A 22,513-nucleotide genomic window follows, 5' to 3' on the forward strand; every position below is an offset into this window, starting at 1 on the left:
TTATTGATCCTGATCAAATCTAAAAGTTCGTGGCTCGTAGTGACGCTTATTGTTGAAATAAATGGTTTTTCAGGGGTAACTATTTAATAGTGCTAAACCAACCAAAAGCATTGCACAGGCATGAATGTCAGAACCCAATATCGTGACTGACTCTGTTGCATAATCACTGCTACCGATTACGGGTCCTATCCGATAGAGTAGAAATCCGACTATTAAGTGAGAGCATAGCCAATGCCAGATTACTGTTTCTATACGCAGGGAAAACAGACCGTTGCCCTGGCACGATCAGACGTGAACCGTGCCACTGAACTGCTGGCGCAGGGATATAAGAAAGAAGATGAGGAAGTGCATGCTGCCAATGAAAAGCAGGCCGCTGCACGGTTTGCAGATATCAGAAAAGAGAATGCCATTGATCGACATAACTTTCTGGCAGGTGCAGGTACGATGCCGTTGATTGGGGTGCTCACCGCGCTGGCTGCCTTTCTCTTCTGGCGTAAAAAATAACCCTGATTGCAGGCAGATTTTCAGAAAATAATCGACTGACGATCTACTCCAGCCGGGCACCACATCAACACAGGACGTCTTGCCCGGTCATGACCTTAAAAGGACTTATATGAAAACGATCACCCTGATACTGCTCTCTGTTGCTTTGGCAGGCTGCACGCCTCTTGCTCCCCGCGAATGTGATAAAAAGACCGCGCTCGAAAGCTGCAGCTATCAACGATCGGGTAAAGTGGGGGATAAGGATAGTTATGGTCAGCAGGCGTCGGGCATCAAGAAAGCACTGGATGCCGCGCTGTCAAAGCCACATGCCTGGAATGGAAAACGCTGTAATGCGCATCTGGATTTCAACATTGATGGCACCCTGGATAATTTCATCGTGAAAGGGGGCGACAAAGATTACTGTCAGGCACTGACAGAGGCCGCAAAACGTGCCCGGTTCCCGGCGTTCACCGACCAGCATGTTTTCGATGTGATGGGATCGGCTCGCTGGAATATGGAAGGGCAACCCTGAGCCTGTAGAGGTCGTTTTCACCATCAGAACGTTAATTATCGTCGCGGGCCGTTCATGCCTCGCCGATAATTAAACCACATTGATGTCCTCTCTCATCAAACGGATCCCCTTTAAGCGACAGCACCGCGATAACACACTCACCTTGCGCTACGTCGTTGCGATGGAGGCTACGCGGCGGCGGCGCTGCCGGACGGCTCGCCCTGACTGAAAACAGAAATGCAAAAAGCCCGCTCGGGTTTCCCTGAGCGGGCTTTTCTAATTCTGGCTCCTCTGACTGGACTCGAACCAGTGACATACGGATTAACAGTCCGCCGTTCTACCGACTGAACTACAGAGGAATCGCTTGAACGGGGCGAATATTAGCGGCGCTAATCCCGCTTGTCAAAGCCCTGTTTACTGAATTGCGTTCAGATGCTCGTAAAAGCAGCGGATTGGTGATTTTTACCTGATTCTGATGGATTTTCAAACTGCCAGCAGGATCTCACTTTGCGGGCATTTCTCAGTAGATGTTAGAGGCATGTCAAAGTTTTGTTATTTGCCGATGTTAAAACAAGCGTTTCAGTGCTTTTATGATAAAAATTTCAAAACGAGATTAGATGGAATAAATAAACTGCTTATCATCACGTTCGTTATCATCGTCCGAAAGTGAAAGCGCATATTGAAACTAACTGTCGGTAGATCAAGTGATTGTGAAAAGGAGTGGTCGATCACAAAAATAGCCAGAACCTGAAGTCTTACCTCAAATTTCCCGAAACAGACGCCAGACAGGCTGGGTGAATGTAAAAGATATTTTTCATTCGCAGTCACAGCCGCTGAGCAAGTTAACAAATAAGAAGGGTCCCTATGAACATTAAAAAAACGATTGTCGCCTCACTGTTAGCCTGCATGTTACCTGCCGCGGTTATGGCAAAAGATATTTCCGTTGGCGTCTCGATGGCGCTGTTTGATGACAACTTCCTCACCATTCTGCGTACTTCAATGCAGAAAGAGATGCAGAAAGATGGCGTCAAAGGACAAGTTGAGGATGCAAAGGGCGACGTTTCACAGCAACTGCAGCAGGTTCAAAACTTCATCGGTCAGGGTGTTGATGCCCTGATCGTCAACCCGGTCGACACCAATGCGGTGAAACCGATTATGGATCAGGCGAGCAAAGCGGGGATTCCGCTGATCTTCGTAAACCGCCGTCCACAGGCTGAACTGACGGGCAAAATGGCCTATGTCGGTTCTGATTCAGAACTGGCCGGGCGCTTACAGATGGAAGCACTGGCTAAAGCAATGAACGGCAAAGGCAACGTTGCGATCCTGATGGGTGACCTGGCGAATGAAGCGACCCGCGACCGTACCAAGGGCGTAGAAGAAGTTGCGGCTAAATTCCCTGGCATCAAAATCGTGCAGAAACAGACTGCCAAATTTACCCGTAACGACGCGGTGGATGTGGTCAGTAACTGGATGACGGCGGGTGATCAGATCAATGCCATTGCCTCAAACAACGATGAAATGGCGATCGGTGCGCTGCAGGCCCTGGGTAAAAACCCGGACAAAATCCTGATCGCTGGCGTCGATGGTACCCCGGATGCGCTGCAGATGCTGAAGCAGGGCAAGATGGTCGCCACGGTATTCCAGGATGCGCAGGGTCAGGGTGAAGGTGCGGTGCAGACGGCAGTAAAACTGGTGAACGGTGAGAAAGTGCAGAAAGTGATCAACATCCCTTACCAGCTGATTACCAAAGATAATATGGAACAGTTTGCTAACCGTAACCTGAAATAATCGTTCCCGACCCAGCTGTACGGAGGTGATGTATGAACGCGTTTGCGCTTGAAGCCGAAGGCATCAGCAAGTTCTTCCCCGGCGTTAAAGCCCTCGACAATGTGTCGTTGCGGGTGCGTCCGGGAACGGTACATGCCTTGATGGGCGAAAATGGCGCGGGCAAATCCACTTTAATGAAGTGCCTGATCGGGATGTATCGTCCCGATCAGGGCACGATTAAAATTAAAGGGGAGCCAGTGCAGTTTCAGGACACGATGGACGCGTTGCGTTCCGGCATTTCAATGATCCACCAGGAACTCAATCTGGTGCCTTACATGACCGTCGCTGAAAATATCTGGCTGGGTCGTGAGCCGATGAGATTTGGTTTTGTCGATCACGCCCGCCTTAATCAGAAAACTCAGGAACTGCTCAACCGCCTGAATATTCGTCTGAAAGCCGAACAGATGGTGGGCGAACTCAGCATCGCGTCACAGCAGATGGTCGAGATTGCCAAAGCGGTCTCCTGGGATTCAGACATCGTCATTATGGATGAACCGACCTCAGCGCTGACGGAAACTGAAGTGGCGCACCTGTTTACTATCATTCGTGACCTGCGGGAGCAGGGCAAAGCGATCATCTACATCAGCCACAAGATGGATGAAATTTTCACCATCACTGATGAAGTCAGTATCTTCCGCGACGGCACCTGGATCGCCAGCGATCAGACGGCGAAATATACCCGCCAGTCGCTGATTACCCAGATGGTAGGGCGCGAACTGACCCAGCTGTTCCCGAAATTCAACAATGCCATCGGGGAAGAGGTGCTGACGGTGCGTAATCTCACCTGTAAGGATCGTTTCACCGATGTCAGCTTCAGTGTGCGCAGGGGGGAGATCCTCGGCGTTGCCGGACTGGTGGGTGCCGGTCGCAGTGAGGTGATGGAGAGCCTGTTCGGCATGGAGAGTTTCGACAGCGGCGAAATCTTAATTGATGGTGTTCCGGTGACGATCGACTCACCTTCAACGGCGATTGAGAAGGGCATGGCGTTCCTCACTGAGGACCGTAAAAAGTCCGGGCTGTTTCTGGTGTTATCGGTGATGGAGAACATGAGCATCGTCAACATGCCGGAGTACAGCGGCAAAAGCGGTTTTGTCAGCCATGTGAAGATGGCGCAGGACTGCATGGACCAAATCCGCCGCCTAAACATCAAAACCCCGACCATGGATCAAATCATCAACAACCTCAGCGGCGGTAATCAGCAGAAAGTCCTGATTGCCCGCTGGCTGCTGGCACAACCCAAGATTCTGATTCTGGACGAACCGACGCGCGGCATTGACGTCGGTGCAAAAGCGGAGATTTACCGCTTAATCAGTGAACTCGCCAACCGTGGCGTGGCTATCATCATGGTCTCTTCTGAATTGCCGGAAATCCTTGGCATGAGCGACCGGGTGATGGTGATGCACGGCGGGCGTATAACCGGCATCCTCAATAAAGAAGAAGCCGATCAGGAAACCATTCTGTCGTTGGCATCCGAGTGAGGCGCGAGAACACTATGAGCAATATGAAAGCCACTGCCACCCCGGCAGCCCCGCAGCAACCCTCTTTTTTTGCCAGCCTGCGTCATAAATTGCCGAAAGACACCGGCATTTTTGTGGTGATGGTGGGGATTGCGTTGATTTTTGAAATGTTCGGCTGGTACGTGCGTGACCAGTCTTTCCTGCTCAATACCAACCGTCTGATCCTGATTGTCCTGCAGGTGGCGATTATCGGGATTATCGCCGTTGGCGTAACGCAGGTTATCATCACTACGGGTATCGATCTCTCCTCGGGTTCCATCATCGCCCTTGCGGCGGTAGTGGCCGCGAGCCTGGCACAGACCTCTGACAGTCTGTCGCCGATGTATCCGTCGCTGGTAAATATGCCTGCGGTGATCCCTATTGCGGCTGGTGTTGGCGTCGGTTTGCTGGCGGGTGTGGTCAATGGTGTGCTGATTACCCGAACCGGTATTCCGCCTTTCATCGCCACGCTGGGCATGATGGTATCGGCACGCGGTCTGGCGCAGTATTACACCCAGGGCAATCCGATCAGCTTCCTTTCCGATGGCTTTACCTCAATCGGACAGGGTGCTATGCCTGTGGTGATTTTCCTGGTGGTGGCGCTGCTGTTCCACATCGCCCTGAAACACACCCGCTACGGTAAATATGTTTACGCCATCGGCGGCAATATGACCTCGGCGAAAGTCTCCGGTATCAACGTTAACAAGTATCTGATCATTGTTTACACCATTGCCGGCGCACTCTCTGGCCTGGCAGGTGTGGTACTGGCGGCGCGTGTCAGCAGTGGCCAGTCGAGTATGGGGATGTCCTACGAGCTGGATGCGATTGCCGCAGCTGTTATCGGCGGTAGCAGCCTGATGGGTGGCGTGGGACGGATCACCGGTACACTTATTGGCGCAGTGATCCTCGGCCTGATCAAAAGCGGCTTCACCTTCGTGGGTGTCGATGCGTATATTCAGGACATCATTAAAGGGATGATCATTGTGGCTGCGGTCTCTATCGACATGCACCGTAACCGTAAAAAACGTTAAGCAGCAGGCGTTGCCTTCTTCCACATGCGGGAGAAGGCAACGTGACTTTTTACCCTTTAGTATTTGTCAGCGATAAGAAATCCCGCTGATAACGGTTACATATTTACCCCCCTTCATCACGCTTCGCTTCAGGCCCCGCAGGCTTTCATCAGGTGCAATGCGTTTCCACTGCACTAAAACTGTACAGACTGTCATCACTTTTCTGCACGTCTGACTCGCAGCAACTGCACTGTCACAGTGCGCCCGACACCGTCACCCAACCTGATGAGGCATTCCTGATGCTTATTAACTCTTAAGAGGTAATCAGAAACGCTTATTTTCCGGGCCGTTAGGAAAAATCTGTCTGGCGAAAAGCGGGTGTCATTTAAACCTGGCCTGCATCTTGCAAAATCTCAGTTATCAGGGCGATGGGATCAGACCCATTTCGCTATTCGGGGTGAGTGACGGAGGCAAGATGAATTTAAGACGACTGAAGTACTTTGTGAAAATCGTCGATATCGGCAGTCTGACGCAGGCGGCAGAAGTGCTGCACATCGCACAGCCTGCACTCAGTCAGCAGGTCGCGACGCTGGAGAATGAGCTGGATCAGCAATTACTGATCCGCACCAAGCGCGGCGTCACGCCAACGGAAGCCGGTAAGATTCTCTATGGCCATGCGCGTACCATTCTGCGTCAGTGCGAGCAGGCCCAGACAGCGGTCATTAACGCCGGTCAGGTGCTGAGTGGTCAGGTATCCATTGGTCTGGCACCGGGCACGGCAGCCTCATCGCTGACTATGCCGCTGCTGCAAACCGTTCGCGATCAGTTTCCTGAAGTGCTGGTCTACCTGCACGAAAACAGCGGCAGCGTGCTGAATGAGAAAGTGATGAACGGTCAGCTGGATATGGCGGTGCTGTACGATCGCGCACCGACTGCCGGCATCAACAGCATGCCGCTGATGAAAGAGGATCTCTTCCTGGTGGGTGCCACCGACTACCCGGGTGCCAGCGTGGATCTGGCCGATGTAGCGCAGATGAGCCTGTTCTTACCGCGCGACTACAGTGCCGTGCGCAAGCGGGTTGATGAGGCGTTTTCTCTGCGTCGCCTGAGTGCGCGAATCATCGGTGAGATCGAATCAATTTCAACCCTGACTTCAGCCATTTCCAGCGGCATGGGTGTCACCGTATTACCTGAATCTGCCGCCCGTTCGCTGGTGGGTTCAACGGATGCCTGGATGTCACGCATCAATAGTCCGTCACTGAGCCTGCCGCTGTCGCTGAATATCTCTGCCCGTTTACCGTTGTCGCCTTCCGCACAGGCAGTAAAAAATATCCTGCTGTCGCTGCTGAATAAACCGCTGAGCGAGGAGCGGGAGTTGATGTTAGTCGGTTAGAGGAGGCGCTTGCAGCGGGCTGGCAACCAGCCGGTTTGGCTTTGCAGCGGGCTGGCAATTAAAAGGTTTCTCATTACAGCGTGTTAGCATTGAGCGGGTTACGCCCGCCAGGCGGTGGGCAGTTTCAGGTCGTCCGTGCAGGCGGACGCGTCAAGGGGCGGACGCCCGCCCCTTAACAATCCCGGCGTCCGGCTGCCTGCGCGCCCCGCTGTGCGGGGTGCCTTCGTCACGTCCTGCGGCCCACGGACCGTCCGGACGCGCCTTCCCTGGCGCGTTCCGTCCTTTCGCCGACGTCCTGTCGGCTCATCCTCGCCTCCGGTTGTTCCTCAGCGCTTCGGATGCCTCTCCCAACCCCCCGTCTGAATTTTCTTTAAGTTTTCTGTCATAAAGAGCTGCCTGCGGGTTCAGTAAGCTAATCCCTGATACTCACAGCGATAAATCACCCAACATAAAAATTAAGAGATAACCACGTGGGGTTCAGGGAGGCCGTCAGAACCGCTGAGCGGATGAGGGATTTCAGGACGAGCGGCAGGGATGGCGCGTCCCGCCGGTCCGTAAGAAATCCGGAAGAGGCGAAGGGACCGCGAAGCGGCGGTGAAGCAGGCCGGAGCGCGGGGTCAAGGGGGCGCGGCGACTGGCGCCCCATTGTTGGTCGCCTGCAGAGGCGTGACTGAAACTGCCCGGCTCACCAGGCGAACGAAACCTTCTCATAGCCCGTTCGCGCAGCGAACACCCGCAGCACCTGCGTGGACCTCAGCCCGTTCGCGCAGCGAACAATCCCACCCATTTATTCCCTAAAGTCATAAAGCCAAATTTTTTAGTATTTCCGGTTATCAATAATAGTTCTTACCATCAGGAAATCAGATTATGTAAAGGGAGGTAAATATCTTGAATTTCCAGCAGCTTAAAATCATCCGCGAGGCGGCCCGCTGTGAGTTTAATTTAACGGAAGTCGCTAACACGCTGTTTACCTCCCAGTCGGGTGTCAGTCGGCACATCCGTGATCTGGAAGATGAGCTGGGCGTGGAAATCTTTATCCGGCGCGGCAAGCGACTGCTGGGGATGACAGAACCAGGCAAAGCGCTGCTGACGATTGCTGAACGTATACTGGACGAAGCGGGGAAAGTGCGACGTCTTGCTGATGTTTTTACCAATGAAACCAGCGGCATCCTGACCATCGCCACCACCCATACTCAGGCACGCTACAGCCTGCCTAAAGTGATCAAAGCGTTCCGTCAGCTCTATCCCAACGTCCGTCTTGAGTTGAATCAGGGATCGCCGCAGGAAATCGTCACCATGCTGCTGGCGGGTGAAGCGGATATCGGCATCGCCAGTGAAATGCTGGTCAATAACAGCAGTCTGGCCGCATTCCCGTGGTTCAGCTGGCATCACGCCCTGCTGGTGCCTAAAGGGCATGAGCTGGTGCAGAACCAGCCGGTCTCGCTCAGCACCCTCGGCCGCTATCCACTTATTACCTACCGGCAGGGCATTACGGGGCGTTCGCGGGTTGACCGCGCCTTCCAGACGGCGGGCTTAAAACCCGATATCGTGCTCAGCGCTCAGGACTCTGACGTGGTGAAAACCTATGTAAAACTTGGTCTGGGCGTCGGGATCCTGGCCGATCAGGCGTGTGAAACCGAAGAGAATGAAGATCTGGAACGCCTGGATGCCACGCATCTGTTCGATGCAAGCACTGTATGGCTTGGCCTCAAACGCGGTCAGCTGCAGCGCAATTACGTCTGGCAGTTCCTGGAGCTCTGCAACGCCAACCTGTCGCTGGAGGAGATCAAACGCCAGGCACTCTCATACGGCAGTGACGATGAACCGGTTATCGACTTCCAGATTTAATTACACTGCGCATCCCGCCGGATGCGCCCCGTTCCCGCACGGCATAAAATTTCAAATCACTGCAAAAAACTCCTTCACGGACCTTTCTCACCCCGCATAACAACATCCTGCGCTGACCCGGCACGATAAAGTGGAATTAACTGACCACAAGGGGATGCTATGTCGCGATTAACACTTACAGACAGTGATCTGCTGCGCCAGCAGGCGCTGTTTGCCGGGCACTGGCAGGATGCGCATCAGGGCGCTACGCTGCCGGTCACCGATCCTGCTACAGGTGAAACGCTGGCCACCATTCCGGCACTTGGCCGGGCGGAGACGGAGCAGGCGATAGCCTATGCGGAAACGGTGCGCATCAGCTGGGGCAAAACCCCCAATGCCAGCCGTGCCGCGCTACTGGAAAAATGGCATCAGCTGATTGTTGAACATGCTGATGATCTGGCGATCATCATGACTGCCGAGCAGGGCAAGCCGCTGGTGGAAGCCAGAGGCGAGGTGCTCTACGGTGCCAGCTTTGTGAAATGGTTCGCAGAAGAGGCGCGTCGCATCTACGGCGACACCATTCCCGCGCCCAGCGAGGACCGCCGCATTCTGGTGCTGAAACAGCCGGTGGGGGTTGCCGCCGCCATCACGCCGTGGAACTTCCCGATTGCAATGATCACCCGCAAAGTTGCGCCAGCGCTCGCCGCCGGATGCCCGATTATTGTTAAACCTTCAGAGTTAACGCCGCTTTCGGCGCTGGCACTGGCAGTGCTGGCAGAGCGTGCGGGTTTTCCGTCAGGCGTGTTGCAGGTGCTGACCGGCCTGCCCACGGAGATTGGTGCGGCGCTGACTGAAAGCCGCACGGTACGTAAAATCTCCTTTACCGGTTCGACCCGCATTGGGCAGCTATTAATGCAGCAAAGTGCTAACAGCATAAAGCGCCTGAGTCTGGAGCTGGGCGGCAACGCGCCGCTGATCGTGTTTGATGACGCCGATATTGAGATTGCGGTCGCCGGCGTCATGCTCAGCAAGTTCCGCAACGCCGGACAGACCTGCGTCTGCGCCAATCGCATTCTGGTGCAGCGGAGTATCTATCCGCGCTTCACTGCCCGACTGCTGGAAGCGGTTGCGACGCTGAAAGTGGGCGATGGCTTTGCGCCGGACAGCACCATTGGTCCGCTGATCAACAGTCGCGCAGTGGAGAAAGTGAATGGTCACATCGACGATGCGCTGAGTCAGGGCGCAACCCTGCTGACGGGCGGCATCAGCCAGGGTAATGGCACGTTCGTAGAGCCCACAGTGCTCGGTGAGGTCACGTCCAGTATGCGGATCGCCCATGAAGAGACGTTCGGCCCGGTCGCGCCGCTGTTTGTCTTTGATGATGAAGAGGAGGCGATCGCGATGGCGAATGACACCCCTTACGGGCTGGGTGCCTATTTCTTTACCGAGAATATCCGGCGGGCATGGCGGGTCGCGGAAGCGCTGGAGTTTGGCATGGTCGGCTTTAATACCGGTGCTATTTCCCTGGAGGTCGCGCCGTTTGGCGGTGTGAAACTCTCTGGTATTGGCCGGGAAGGTTCCCGCTACGGAATGGATGAATATCTGGAACAGAAGACATTTCACATTGGCAGTCTGTAATTAAATAGTAATAGCACGCCAGCCGGGAAAACCGGCTGGCTTTTTTTTGTCTGATGCTCAGGATAAATTCTTCGGCGTCAAATAATAGTCTTAAAAAAAGAAAGAATTTATCAGGGTTGTGATGTGCATCGGTAAAGCGGCGGGGACCTGGCACTGTAATGAGCAGCCTGACCCGGAATATCCGCTGTGGTGCAATTTCCGTGCAGGTTGCACCAGCAGGGCGCATAAATTTTGTGAAGTAAATCATCTGTTTAATTGTTCGGCAATTCCGCAAAAAAACGCCTGACAATACGGCAGAAAATTTTTTTGCGCTGTTTTAAACGCATTTTTATTTTTTGCCCGGCTGGCATACTTTCTGCATTAGCTTATTAACACCGCAGAAACCGGCCGCTGAAAACGCTAATTAGGCAGCAACTTATGGGTGTAACAAATAAGGAATTCTTCCATGTTAAGTTTCGACCCTGAAAAAGTTTCTCTTCCGGCTGGCCATTATATTGGCGGCCAGCACTGCCAGAGCCAGGGCGCAGCCTTTGAGGTTAAACGCCCCTCTGATGGCAGCGTCTATGCCACGCTGCAGGACGCCACGCCGCAGGATGTTGATCGCGCTGTTACCGTCGCGCATCAGGCACTGAAAACCAGCGGCTGGTCCGGCTGTCCGCCGCGCGAACGCGGCCGTGTGTTACGCCGCTGGGCCGATCTGATTGAGCAGGACACCCTGCTGGCACAGCTCGAAGCGCTGGGCTCCACCCGGCCAATCAGCGACGTGGTGCTGCACGAAATTCCGTTTACCGCCGAAGCGATTCGCTTCTATGCCGAATGCGCCGACAAATACAGCGGCGACCTCTTTCCTACCCGCGACAGCAGCCTCGGCATGCTGATTGCCGAACCTTATGGCGTCATCGCCGCGATTACCCCGTGGAATTTCCCGCTGTCGATGGCGTCGTGGAAATGCGGACCGGCGCTGGCGGCGGGTAACGCAGTGGTGCTGAAACCCTCTGAACTGACCCCGTTTTCAACCGTGCGCATGGCCGAACTGGCGATCCAGGCAGGCTTGCCGGCGGGCGTGCTGAACATTGTACAGGGCAGCGGTGCGGTGACCGGCAGCGCGCTGGTGACCCATCCGCTGGTGCGAAAGGTCTCCTTTACCGGCTCGACCGTGACCGGAAAACGCATCATGAGCGATGCCGCGCAGCACGGTATGAAACCGGTGACGCTGGAGCTGGGCGGAAAAAGCCCGCAACTGGTGTTTGATGACGCGGGTGACCTTGAGGTGCTGGCTCAGCGCATCTTGCGCGGCTTTACCGCCAACGGCGGCCAGGCCTGTGTGGCGGGCACCCGTCTTATTGTGCAGCGCAATATTGCCGATCCGCTGGTTGAGCGCCTGGCTCAGCTCTGCCGCGAACTCAAACCGGGCGTCACCTGGCAGGAAGAGAGCCGCTATGCGCCGCTGATCGACGAACGTCAGGGTAACAAAGTCTGCTCGGTGATTGAGGCGGCTAAAGCGCAGGGCGCAGAGGTGCTGGTGGGCGGAGAGCGTTTTGCCCATACCGGTGATGGCTGGTTCTGGCAGCCCACGCTGCTGAGCCACGTGGCGCAGGATAATCCGGCGGTGCAGCAGGAGATTTTTGGTCCGGTGCTGACGGTACAGACGTTTGACGACGAAGAGCAGGGGCTGGCGATGGCCGCCCATGACACTTACGGCCTCTGCGCCGGTGTCCACACGCTGAGCCTGCCACGTGCTATGCGGGCGATGCGGGCCATTGACGCGGGCACCGTCTGGATCAACCGCTATGGCCGCTCCGGTGACTTCATCATTCCGACCGGTGGTTTTCTCGGTTCCGGCATTGGGAAAGATTTAGGGCGTCAGGCGTTTCAGGCCTGCCAGCGCCAGAAAAGTGTACTCATCGATTTCTAAGCGCAACTGACAATGACGAGGGTGTTACATGGCACTGTTTAAACCGAAATTCATCACGTTTGACTGTTACGGCACGCTGATTCGCTTCGATATGGCGGGCGCGGCACAGCGCTGTTTCAGCGACCGCGTCGACCCGGAAGCAATGAACGCCTTTACCACTGATTTTTCCAGCTACCGGCTGGATGAGGTGCTCGGCGCATGGAAACCCTATTACGACGTCGTCAGTAATGCGATTCAGCGCACCTGCAAAAAGTGGGGCGTGAAGTGGGATAAAGCCGACAGCGACTTTATCTACACCGACTGCGCCAGCTGGGGACCGCATCCCGACGTGCCCGCCGGGCTGGCAAAAGTCGCTAAAGAGTTTCCGCTGGTGCTGCTGACCAATTCGATGAAAGACCTGATTCCGCACCACGAACCGCGTCTGGGCGCACCCATTTACCTGACCATCACGGCGGAAGAGGCGGGCGCTTACAAGCCACAGATGAAAGGTTTTGAGTACATGCTCGATAAGCTCGGCTGCGGTCCGGAGGAGATCCTCCATGTCTCCTCCAGCTTCCGCTATGACCTGATGACCGCCCACGATCTCGGCATCAAAAACAAAGTCTGGGTCAATCGCGGTCATGAACCCGCGAATCCGTACTACCAGTACACCGAAATCAAAGATATCGGCGGCCTGCCTGGCGTCGTCGGACTCTGAGGAACACCCCATGAAACTGGAATCGTTCTGGCAGACCACCGCTCCGGCCTTTACCGGTGCCGCCCGCGAGCCGCTGCCCGCCCAGGCGGATGTGGTGGTAATCGGCGGCGGCTTCACCGGCGTCTCAGCGGCCCTTAGCCTGGCGCGTAGCGGCATCAGTGTGGTGCTGCTGGAGAGTAGCGACGTGATGAGCCAGGCCTCAGCGCGCAACGGCGGCCACTGCAACACCGGTGTGGCGCAGAACTTCGCCTCGCTGGTGGCAAGCCAGGGTCTGGAGCAGGCCAGCCGCTTCTACCGGGCATTTGACGATGCGGTGAGCTACGTCCAGCAACTGATCCAGGATGAAGCGATCGACTGTGACTTCCGGCTGTGCGGCAAGCTCAAACTCGCCAGCAAAGCGTCGCACGTGGCGGGGCTGCGGGAGGCGTATGAACTGATGCGCCGCACTGTCGACCCTGAGATTGAACTGCTCGACAAAACGGCGGTGCGCGACGAGATCGCCAGCGACGACTTCCACGGCGGCCTGCTGCAGAAGCGTGGCGGCCAGATGCACATGGGTAAGTTTGGCATCGGGCTGGCGGAAGCCGCCGCCCGCAGCGGCGCGAAGATTTTCCCACATCATGCTGTGACGAAGTTAGACCGCCTGCAGGGCTATCAGCATCGGATACACACCGCGCAGGGTACGATTCTGGCGGATAAAGTGCTGATGGCGACCGGCTGCTCCAATGTCGGTCCTTTTCCCTGGTTCCAGCGCCGCATCGTGCCGGTCGGCAGCTTTATTGTGGTGACCGAAGCCCTCGACCCGGCGTTGCTGCGCCTGGTGCTGCCCAATAATCGGACTTACGTCACCTCGCTGAATATCGGCAACTACTTCCGGACGACGGCTGACAGCCGTCTGGTGTTTGGTGGCCGCGCCCGGTTTGCCGTCAGTAACCCGACATCAGATTCGCGCAGCGGCGAAATTCTGCGCCACGCGATGACGCAGATGCTGCCGCAGCTTGGGCAGGCAAAGGTGGATTACTGCTGGGGCGGCATGGTTGACATGACCGCAGATCGTCTGCCACACGCGGGTGAACAGGATGGCCTGTTCTATTCGCTGGGCTACAGCGGCCACGGCACCCAGATGTCGGTGTGGATGGGGCGGGTGATGGCCGATCTGCTGGCCGAAAAACGCACTGAAAATCCCTGGCAGCGCGACGCATGGCCCGCGCTGCCCGGTTATCACGGCAAGCCCTGGTTTTTACCGCTCGCAGGACTCTATTACAAAGCAAAGGATCGCCTTTCATAACATCCCGTCGGGTGCTGGCCGCCAGATGTCCAGCACTGCCTGAAAAATGATCCCCGGTTCGCCTGACTATTGAGGGTACAGAGATGAGTAAATTTGATAATAACGACGCTGATGCGGTAAATCCGGCACTGACGCGCATGATCACCGAAGGCTCACTGTCACGTCGCAGCCTGATGAAAATCCTCTCCGCAGGCGCGGTGATGAGCAGCGGGATGATCGGTTTTTCCGGGGCGGCACTGGCAGACGACAAGCCGGTCAAAGGCGGTAAACTGCGTGCGGCGATGTCGAATGCTTCAGCCACCGATACGCTCGATCCGGCCAAAAGTAACAACAGCGCGGACTACACCCGGCAGTTCATGTTTTATAGCGGGCTGACCGAACTGGATAAAAACCTGATGGCGCAACCCGCGCTGGCCGAATCGCTGGACTCCAGCGACGGGATCACCTGGCATATCAAGCTGCGTAAAGGGGTGACCTTTCATGACGGCAAACCGCTGACCGCCAAAGATGTCATCTTCTCGCTCAGCCGCCACAAAGATCCGGCCATCGCCTCGATCGCCTTTAAGCTGGCCGATCAGTTCAAAACCTTCAGTGCCGTCAACGATAACGAGGTGCAGCTGGAGCTGAACAGCGCCAATTTCGACGTCCCTTATATGCTGGCGACGCCACCGTTTTTGATCGTGAAGGACGGCACGACCGACTTCAGTAAAGGCATCGGCACCGGTCCGTTTGTCTGCAAAACCTTTATGCCGGGAACGCGCACCATCGGCACCAAAAATCCCAACTACTACAAGTCTGGTCTGCCGCATCTGGATGAGGTGGAGCTGATTGGCGTCACCGACGGCGCAGCACGCGTCAATGCCCTGATGTCGGGCGATCTGCAGATGGTCTCAACCCTGACCGCCGCTGACTGCAAGCGCATTAAAGCCAGCGGTGAGTTTGGGGTGCTGGAGAGTAAATCGGGCATGTATACCAATCTGATTATTCGTACTGACGTGAAGCCAGGTAATAACGAAGATTTTGTGCTGGCGATGAAATACCTGCAGCCGCGCGAAATGCTGGTGAAAACGGTGCTGCAGGGCTACGGCGACGTCAGTAATGACACCCCGGTACCGCCGTGGCATCCGCTCTACAACGCCGACCTCAAACCCCGTCCGCTGGACGTGGAAAAAGCGAAGTTCCACATTAAAAAAGCGGGCATGGCTGGCTCCACAGTAGAGATCATCACCACACCGAATATCGAAGGGGCCAACGAAGGCGGTCAGCTGATCCAGCAGATGGCGCGCGGGGCCGGGCTAAACGTGAAAGTGCGACGCGTACCGTATGATGGTTACTGGTCTTCGCACTGGATGAAAGATCCGGTGGGATACGGCTCGATAAACCCGCGTCCGACGCTCGACATGCTCTTCTCACAGTTTTATCTCTCTACCGCACCAAATAACGAGTCGGGCTGGAAAAATCCCCAGTTTGATCAGCTGGTGGTCGCTGCACGCGGTGAACGCGATCAGGCAAAACGCAAACAGATGTATGGCGACATGCAGACGCTGATTTATGACCACTGCGGCACGATCATCCCGACCTTTATCAGCTCCACCGATGGCTACAGCAAAAAGGTCAAAGGCGTCGAAGCCTGGCCGTCAGGCATGATGATGGGCTATCGCTTCCATGAGTTTGCATGGCTGACCGCCTGATTTTATCTGAGTAAGTCTGAGTAAGGAGTACGCCGATGAACCGATACATGCTGTTCCTGATTGCCCGGCGGATTGGCGCGGGCATCCTGACTTTGCTTATCGTCTCGGCGGTGGTGTTTTTCATCACCAGCCTGCTGCCGGGTGACGCGGCGCAGATGATCCTCGGCCAGAACGCCACGCCGGAAACGGTGGCGGCGTTACGGCAGCAGCTGGGTCTCGATCAGCCTTTGCTGATGCGCTATATCCACTGGCTGACAGGCATGGTGCAGGGTGACTTTGGCACCTCGTTTGCCAGCCATCTGCCCGTCTCGCAGCTGGTGGCGCAGCGTATTCCCGCCACCTTTGAACTGGCGGGTATCACCACGCTGATCTGCGTGCCGATGGCGCTAATCATCGGCATTATCGCGGCAATGCATCGCGGTTCCCGGCTCGATCGGGCGCTGGTCATCGGCACCATGGCGACAGTCGCCGTGCCGGAGTTTCTGGTGGCGACGGTGGCGGTGCTGATTTTCGCCGTGAAGCTGCACTGGGTGTCGGCGATGTCGTTCGGCAGTCCGGATAGCGGCCTGCTGAGCTACCTCAAAGCGTATGCGCTGCCAGTGCTGACCCTCTGTTGCGTCCTGGTCGCGCAGATGGCACGCATGACGCGGGCCGCCATTATCAACCAGCTCGACAGCCCCTATCTGGAGATGGCGTTGCTGAAAGGGGTGTCACCGCTCCGCGCCGTGCTGCGTCACGCCTTGCCCAACGCCGTCGGACCCATCGCCAACGCGATCTCACTCAGCCTCTCCTATCTGTTTGGCGGGGTGATCATCATTGAAACTATCTTCAGCTATCCCGGACTGGCCAGCCAGCTGGTGGATGCGGTCAGTAACCGCGACCTGCCGGTGGTGCAGCTCTGCGTGATGCTGTTTGCCGCCTGCTACCTGGTACTGCTGCTGGCGGCCGACATTCTGACTATTGCCTTTAACCCGAAATGGAGAAGCGCATGAATACTCTCTTGTTGCCCTGGCGTTTCTTACAGTCGCTCTCCTGGTCGGGTCGGCTGGGTCTGATGATGTCGCTGTTCTGGCTGCTGATGGCCGTGTTCGGCACCTCGCTGGCGCCGCACAGCATTGATGACATCGGCGGCGGGCCGCTGATGGGCGGCCTGACGGCGGATAACCTTCTGGGCACCGACTATCTGGGACGCGACATGCTGAGCCGTATCCTTTATGGCGCGAAATTCTCTATCGGCCTGGCACTCAGTGCGGCGCTGCTGGCCAGCCTGATCGGCACGCTGCTGGCCTTGCTGGCGGCGGTGACGGGACGCTGGCTGGAGGAGTTACTCGGTCGCGTCAACGATGCCCTGCTGGTGCTGCCAGGCAAAGTCCTGTCGCTGATGATCGTTGCGGTGTTTGGCTCCTCGCTGCCGATGCTGATCCTGACGGCGGTGTTCACCTACTGGCCGGGCGCATTCCGCATCGCGTTTGCCATGGCCAGTTCGCTGCGCAGCATGGATTATGTTCGCGCTTCACGACTGCGGGGCGAAAGCCGTTGGTATATCGCCATACACGACATCCTGCCCAACATGGTGCATCCGATGCTGACGGACTTCGGCCTGCGCTTTGTCTACATCGTGCTGCTGCTGAGCGGCCTGAGCTTCCTGGGGCTGGGCGTGCAGCCGCCGTATGCCGACTGGGGCACGCTGGTACGTGAAAACATGCAGGGGCTGTTTGACGGTTCGCCTGCGGTACTGATGCCCGCGCTGGCGATTGCCAGCCTGACCATTGGTGCCAACCTGTTTATTGACAGTCTGCAGGCGATGCGTCCGATGACGCTGGCGAGGGAGGGAGCATGAACGTGACACCACATACTGCTATGCCGGTGATTTCGGTCGATAAACTGCGTGTCACCGCGCAGACCGATCGCGGTGAAGAGATCGACCTGGTTTCTGACATTCATTTTACCGTGCAGAAAGGTGAGGTGCTGGCGCTGATAGGCGAATCCGGCTCCGGTAAAACTACCATCGCCATGGCGGTAATGGGCTATGCCCGCAGCGGCTGCCGCATTGCCGAAGGGAATATTCACGTTGCTGGCACGGATGTTAACAGCCTGACGCCGGGCCAGCTGCGCGCCTTTCGCGGCAACAAAGTCGCCTATATCGCCCAGAGTGCGGCGGCGTCCTTTAATCCGGGGATGAAAATTCTCGACCAGGTGATTGAGCCGGTGGTTATTCACGGCACCCTGACGCGCAAAGCGGCGAAAGAGAAGGCGATAGGCCTGTTTCGCGAACTGGCTCTGCCAAACCCCGAGACCATTGGCGATCGTTTCCCGCACCAGGTATCGGGCGGCCAGCTACAGCGTCTGATGACGGCGATGGCGCTGATTGGCGATCCGGATGTGGTGATCCTGGATGAACCGACCACCGCACTGGATGTGACCACGCAGGTAGAAGTGCTGAAAGCGTTTCGACGCGTGGTGGTGCAGCGTGGCGTTACCGCGATTTACGTCAGCCATGACCTGGCCGTGGTGGCACAGATGGCTGATCGGATTCTGGTGCTGTTGCGCGGCAAAATGGCGGAGTATGGCAGCACTGAGCATCTGATTGGCGCCCCAAAGGCGGAGTACACCCGCTTACTGATGGATGCCGCGCGGCAGAAAGAGCGGCCCAGCAACTGGTGCCCGGCCGCTGCCGATATTCAGCCGCTGCTGGAAGTGCGCGACCTCAACGCAGGTTATGGCCCGCGCGACAGCGAAGGCCATTCGAAAGTGCGCATTCTTGAGGAGATTAACCTCAAACTGTGGAAGGGGCAGGCGATTGGCATTATCGGTGAATCAGGCTCGGGCAAAACCACCCTGGCGCACGCCATTGCCGGACTTAACGCCCCCAGTCACGGCCACATCCTGTTTAACGGCCACTACATCGCGGGCGATATGCATAAACGCCCTGACAACGAGCTGCGGCGCATTCAGTATGTGTTCCAGATGGCGGATACCGCACTGAATCCGGCCCACAGTGTTGAACGTATCCTGTCGCGACCGCTGACGCTGTTTCATGGCCTGAGCGGGGCGGCCCGCCAGCAGCGACTTTATCAGTTGCTGGATCTGGTCAAGCTGCCACGCAGTGTGCTGTGGCGACGTCCCTGGGCGCTTTCCGGTGGACAGAAGCAGCGCGTCAATCTGGCGCGTGCGCTGGCGGCAGAACCGGACCTGATTCTGTGTGATGAAGTGACCTCGGCGCTCGATACCGTGGTTGCCGCCGCCGTGCTCGACTTAATCAGCGAACTGCGCCGCGAGCTGGGACTCTCGGTGATCTTCATCAGCCACGACATGCATGCCGTTCGCGCGGTGTGTGACGAAATTGTGGTAATGAAGAGCGGTCGCATCGTCACCCAGCTGGCACGTAACGACTACGACAAGCCGACCAGTGAGTTGTATTTCGAGCGGCTGAAGCGCGCGGTGCCGGAGCTGCGTCAGGGCTGGCTGGATGAGCATGAAGAGATTTTAAAAGCAGAGTGAGTGAGCGCGCTCTGATTTACCCGCCTGAACAGCCTTTATCGCTGTGCAGGCGGCGCGGGTCAGCGTACGGCGGCGATGCCGCTCTGCGCCAGACCAGAGAATGACAACAGAGGTTATTGTGTTATGCCTGCACCGATTCGTTATGTACAGGACAGTGCGAATTTCCCCGAGTCCGCTGATGTGGTGGTGATTGGCGCCGGTATCGCCGGTGCCGCAGCCACCTGGGAGCTGGCGAAGCAGGGATTGAAGGTTGTGCTGATTGAAAAAGGCCTGGTAGGCGCAGAGCAATCAAGCCGCAACTGGGGCTGGTGTCGCCAGCAGAACCGCGATGAGCGTGAACTGCCGTTGATTATCTATGCGCTGCAACGCTGGGGTGAGCTGAACGATGAAACCGGCGAAGAGCTGGGGTTCCGCCGCAGCGGGCTGGTTTATGCCACGCAGGAAGAGTCGGACATCGCGGCCTGGGATAAGTGGATCCAGATGGCAAAAGGCTATGGCGTAAACAGTGCGATTCTCACGGCGGAGCAGGCCAAAGCGATGACGCCCGGCAGCACCACAAACTGGCGGGGCGGTCTCTCAGCGCCGACTGACGGTCATGCTGAGCCACGTCTGGCCGCGCCAGGGCTGGTGGCGGGCGCGCTGAAAAAAGGTGCGCTGCTGTTTCAGCAGTGCGCGGTGCGTGGGCTGGATATCGCTGGCGGCAGAGTCAGTGGCGTCTGGACTGAACGCGGTCTGATCAAAACCAGCCGGGTCATCTGCGCCGCCGGGGCCTGGACCTCGATGTTCTGCCGTCGTCATGGCATCGATCTGCCGCTGGGCAATGTGATTGGCACTGCTTTCCGTACGCAGCCCATTGAGCAGGCGATCGCCATGCCGCTCTACACGCCGGGCTTCGCCTGTCGGCCGCAAATGGACGGCAGTTACACCGTCTCAGTGTCAGGGCGCGGGCGTCTGGAGCCGGGCGCGCAGGGCCTGCGCTATGCCCGTCAGTTCTATCCGACCTTTAAAAGCCGCCGCAAGAATCTCACCCTGAATCTTGGCCTGTCGCCCTTCTTCAACGGCCCGGAAGCGATGGGCGGCTGGGCATTTGACCGCGAGTCGCCGTTTGAGCGCATGCGTATTCTCGATCCGGCTGCCGATGCAAACATCGTGGAAGAGGGCCTGGCGGCGATGCGGCGTGAATATCCGGCACTGGCAAATCTCCGGCTGGCGCAGTCATGGGGCGGCATGATTGACAGCACCCCGGACGCGATTCCGGTGATCTCTACCGTGGCGAAACTGCCGGGGCTGGTGCTCTCGGCGGGTTACAGCGCCCATGGCTTTGGTATTGGACCGGGTGCCGGACGGCTGGCAGCCGACCTTGCCACCGAAGCCACACCGATTGTTGATCCGACACCTTACCGCTACAGCCGTCTGGTTGACGGCAGCGGACTTGAAACGCCAGGCATGATGTAAGGAGACCTGTAATGAGCCTGATAATACGCGCAATGACGCCAGACGATATCGAGCAGTGTTACGCCTTAACGCAGGCGCTGAAATGGCCCCACCGACGCGAAGACTGGCAGCTGGCGCTGCAACTGGGCGAGGGCACGGTAATTGAAGAGCAGGGCAGGCTGATTGGCAGCGCCGTACTCTGGCGCTGGGGAGACAGGGCCGCCACGCTGGGAATGATTATTGTCGATAATCAGCAGCAGGGGCGCGGCCTGGGCAAACAGCTGATGCTAGCGCAACTGGAGAAACTGCCCGACTGTAATGTGCGTCTGCACGCGACTGAAATGGGCAAAGGTTTGTATGAAAAGCTTGGCTTTGTCAGCTGCGGTGAGATTCGCCAGCACCAGACCCGAGCAGTGACCACACTACCGGACATGGTGATCCCGGCGGGAATGCAACTGCGACCCGCGACTCAGGCCGATCACGCCACGCTGGTGACACGGGATCAGCAGGCAAACGGTATGCATCGTCCTGCGCTTATTGCGCATTTACTGCGCGACTGCCAGACGGTGCTTTTAGAGGACGCGGCACAGCAGATTCAGGGCTTCGCCAGCCTGCGCCGCTTTGGTCACGGCTGGGCGATAGGTCCGGTCATCGCGGCGGACTTCCCGACCGCTCAGGCGCTGGTCGCCTCGCTGATGCAATCGCTGCAGGGTGAATTCCTGCGCATCGACACGGATGCAACGCTGCCGATGGCCGCCTGGCTTGAGAGCCTGGGCATCCCTCAGGTCGATGCGCCCCCCACTATGGTGCGCGGCACGCCCTGGACGCCAAAGGGGATGCAGGCGTTTGGACTGATGACGCAGGCAATGGCCTGATGCATATCGTCTATAAATCGGAGCCGGAACGTGGCCGGATCTGGCAGCGCTGGCTGGCAGAGCATGCGCCTGACATTCAGCTGCATATCTGGCCTGAAACCGGCGATCCAGAGCAGGTTGAGGCGCTGGTTGCCTGGCAGCCACCCGCTGACATTCCGGCGCTGTTTCCCCGGCTGAAATTGCTGTTCTCGGTGGGTGCGGGCGCCGATCAGTTTGACTTCAGGGCGCTGCCACCGGACCTGCCAGTGATCAGAATGATCGAGCCTGGCCTGACGCAGGGCATGGTGGAATATGTCACTTTCGCCGTGCTTGGTCTGCATCGCGACATGCCACGCTATTTCCATCAGCAGCGCCAGCAGCAGTGGCTGACCCACGCGGCAAAACCGGCCGCGCAGCGTCGGGTAGGCGTGATGGGCCTGGGTGAACTGGGTCAGGCCGCATTAGCGCAGCTGGTGGCGCTGGGCTTTGACTGCGCAGGCTGGAGCCGCACACCACGCCAGATTCCCGACGTCCACTGCTGGCACGGTAACGACCAACTTGAGGCATTTCTGGCGCACAGCGAGATTCTGGTCTGCCTGCTACCGCTGACTGACACCACACACGGTTTACTTAACCGCAGCCTGTTTAATCAGTTGCCACAGGGCGCGGCGCTGGTGCAGGCCGGGCGCGGCCCGCAACTGAATCATGACGATCTGCTCGACGCGCTGGAGAGCGGTCAACTGAGTGCCGCCGTGATCGATGTGACTGACCCGGAGCCGTTACCGGCGGGTCATCCCTTCTGGCACCATCCCGCCATCTGGCTCACACCGCACATCGCCAGCCAGGCGCAGAACGAGAGCGCCATTGCTGCCCTGCTGGAAAACCTGCGGCGTTACCAGCGTGGCGAGCCGCTGCACGGTGAGATTGATCGTTCGCGAGGATATTAAG

18 protein-coding genes and 1 tRNA gene are annotated in these 22,513 nt (G+C 57.3%); 18 read left to right on the forward strand and 1 reads right to left on the reverse strand.

What is annotated here, in order from left to right:
- The first annotated feature begins 231 nt into the window (after positions 1-231).
- Both ACR8BF_RS07260 and ACR8BF_RS07265 read left to right on the forward strand, forming a co-directional pair.
- On the forward strand, positions 232-504 hold the full coding sequence (locus tag ACR8BF_RS07260) for a hypothetical protein (RefSeq protein ID WP_434745791.1): 273 nt from the start codon (positions 232-234) through the stop codon (positions 502-504).
- 109 nt (positions 505-613) lie between these two features.
- Positions 614-1,015, forward strand: a complete 402-nt coding sequence (locus tag ACR8BF_RS07265) for a cell envelope integrity TolA C-terminal domain-containing protein (RefSeq protein ID WP_434745792.1) — start codon at positions 614-616, stop codon at positions 1,013-1,015.
- Positions 1,016-1,277: 262 nt separating this feature from the next.
- Here the strand turns inward: ACR8BF_RS07265 and ACR8BF_RS07270 are convergent.
- A tRNA-Asn gene (locus ACR8BF_RS07270) sits at positions 1,278-1,353 on the reverse strand.
- Positions 1,354-1,858: 505 nt separating this feature from the next.
- Here ACR8BF_RS07270 and ACR8BF_RS07275 point away from each other — a divergent pair.
- From ACR8BF_RS07275 to ACR8BF_RS07350, 16 genes are all read left to right on the forward strand, one after another.
- Complete coding sequence (locus ACR8BF_RS07275; protein WP_179895379.1) at positions 1,859-2,782, forward strand: sugar ABC transporter substrate-binding protein; 924 nt, start codon at positions 1,859-1,861, stop codon at positions 2,780-2,782.
- A gap of 32 nt (positions 2,783-2,814) precedes the next feature.
- Positions 2,815-4,299: a sugar ABC transporter ATP-binding protein gene (locus ACR8BF_RS07280; protein WP_179895380.1), complete on the forward strand. Its 1,485-nt coding sequence runs from the start codon at positions 2,815-2,817 to the stop codon at positions 4,297-4,299.
- 23 nt (positions 4,300-4,322) lie between these two features.
- Positions 4,323-5,348, forward strand: coding sequence for an ABC transporter permease (locus tag ACR8BF_RS07285; RefSeq protein ID WP_175501452.1), 1,026 nt, complete (start codon positions 4,323-4,325; stop codon positions 5,346-5,348).
- Between the two features lie 454 nt (positions 5,349-5,802).
- Entirely contained in the window at positions 5,803-6,720 is a 918-nt protein-coding gene (gene nac, locus ACR8BF_RS07290) for a nitrogen assimilation transcriptional regulator NAC (protein WP_090959775.1), read from the forward strand.
- A gap of 888 nt (positions 6,721-7,608) precedes the next feature.
- Positions 7,609-8,568: an HTH-type transcriptional regulator Cbl gene (cbl, locus tag ACR8BF_RS07295; RefSeq protein ID WP_434745793.1), complete on the forward strand. Its 960-nt coding sequence runs from the start codon at positions 7,609-7,611 to the stop codon at positions 8,566-8,568.
- A 159-nt stretch (positions 8,569-8,727) separates the two neighbouring features.
- Positions 8,728-10,185: an NAD-dependent succinate-semialdehyde dehydrogenase gene (locus ACR8BF_RS07300; protein WP_434745794.1), complete on the forward strand. Its 1,458-nt coding sequence runs from the start codon at positions 8,728-8,730 to the stop codon at positions 10,183-10,185.
- 445 nt (positions 10,186-10,630) lie between these two features.
- The gene (locus tag ACR8BF_RS07305; RefSeq protein ID WP_179895383.1) at positions 10,631-12,100 is read left to right on the forward strand and encodes an aldehyde dehydrogenase family protein; all 1,470 of its coding nucleotides are present in this window, start codon (positions 10,631-10,633) and stop codon (positions 12,098-12,100) included.
- Between the two features lie 28 nt (positions 12,101-12,128).
- Positions 12,129-12,797, forward strand: coding sequence for a haloacid dehalogenase type II (locus ACR8BF_RS07310; RefSeq protein ID WP_292992220.1), 669 nt, complete (start codon positions 12,129-12,131; stop codon positions 12,795-12,797).
- 10 nt (positions 12,798-12,807) lie between these two features.
- A complete protein-coding gene (locus ACR8BF_RS07315) occupies positions 12,808-14,085 on the forward strand; it encodes an NAD(P)/FAD-dependent oxidoreductase (protein ID WP_434745795.1) in 1,278 nt (425 codons plus the stop codon).
- Positions 14,086-14,168: 83 nt separating this feature from the next.
- On the forward strand, positions 14,169-15,776 hold the full coding sequence (locus tag ACR8BF_RS07320; protein WP_434745796.1) for an ABC transporter substrate-binding protein: 1,608 nt from the start codon (positions 14,169-14,171) through the stop codon (positions 15,774-15,776).
- 35 nt (positions 15,777-15,811) lie between these two features.
- Positions 15,812-16,768 (forward strand): ABC transporter permease, encoded by a 957-nt coding sequence (locus tag ACR8BF_RS07325; protein ID WP_179895387.1) that lies wholly within the window; start codon positions 15,812-15,814, stop codon positions 16,766-16,768.
- Positions 16,765-17,616, forward strand: a complete 852-nt coding sequence (locus ACR8BF_RS07330) for an ABC transporter permease (protein ID WP_434745797.1) — start codon at positions 16,765-16,767, stop codon at positions 17,614-17,616. Before ACR8BF_RS07325 ends, ACR8BF_RS07330 begins: the two co-directional genes overlap by 4 nt.
- Positions 17,613-19,277 carry an ABC transporter ATP-binding protein gene (locus ACR8BF_RS07335; RefSeq protein ID WP_434745798.1) on the forward strand — a complete coding sequence of 555 codons (1,665 nt, stop codon included), beginning with the start codon at positions 17,613-17,615 and terminating at the stop codon, positions 19,275-19,277. The genes ACR8BF_RS07330 and ACR8BF_RS07335 overlap by 4 nt, the downstream gene beginning before the upstream one ends.
- 123 nt (positions 19,278-19,400) lie before the next feature.
- Positions 19,401-20,732, forward strand: coding sequence for an NAD(P)/FAD-dependent oxidoreductase (locus ACR8BF_RS07340; RefSeq protein ID WP_292992224.1), 1,332 nt, complete (start codon positions 19,401-19,403; stop codon positions 20,730-20,732).
- An 11-nt stretch (positions 20,733-20,743) separates the two neighbouring features.
- The gene (locus tag ACR8BF_RS07345) at positions 20,744-21,586 is read left to right on the forward strand and encodes a GNAT family N-acetyltransferase (protein ID WP_434745799.1); all 843 of its coding nucleotides are present in this window, start codon (positions 20,744-20,746) and stop codon (positions 21,584-21,586) included.
- Positions 21,586-22,512, forward strand: a complete 927-nt coding sequence (locus tag ACR8BF_RS07350) for a 2-hydroxyacid dehydrogenase (RefSeq protein ID WP_434745800.1) — start codon at positions 21,586-21,588, stop codon at positions 22,510-22,512. Before ACR8BF_RS07345 ends, ACR8BF_RS07350 begins: the two co-directional genes overlap by 1 nt.
- The last annotated feature ends 1 nt before the right edge of the window (position 22,513 follow it).

The sequence above is a fragment of the Candidatus Pantoea rara genome, assembly GCF_051136265.1.
In the GTDB taxonomy this organism is placed as follows: Bacteria; Pseudomonadota; Gammaproteobacteria; order Enterobacterales; family Enterobacteriaceae; genus Pantoea; species Pantoea rara.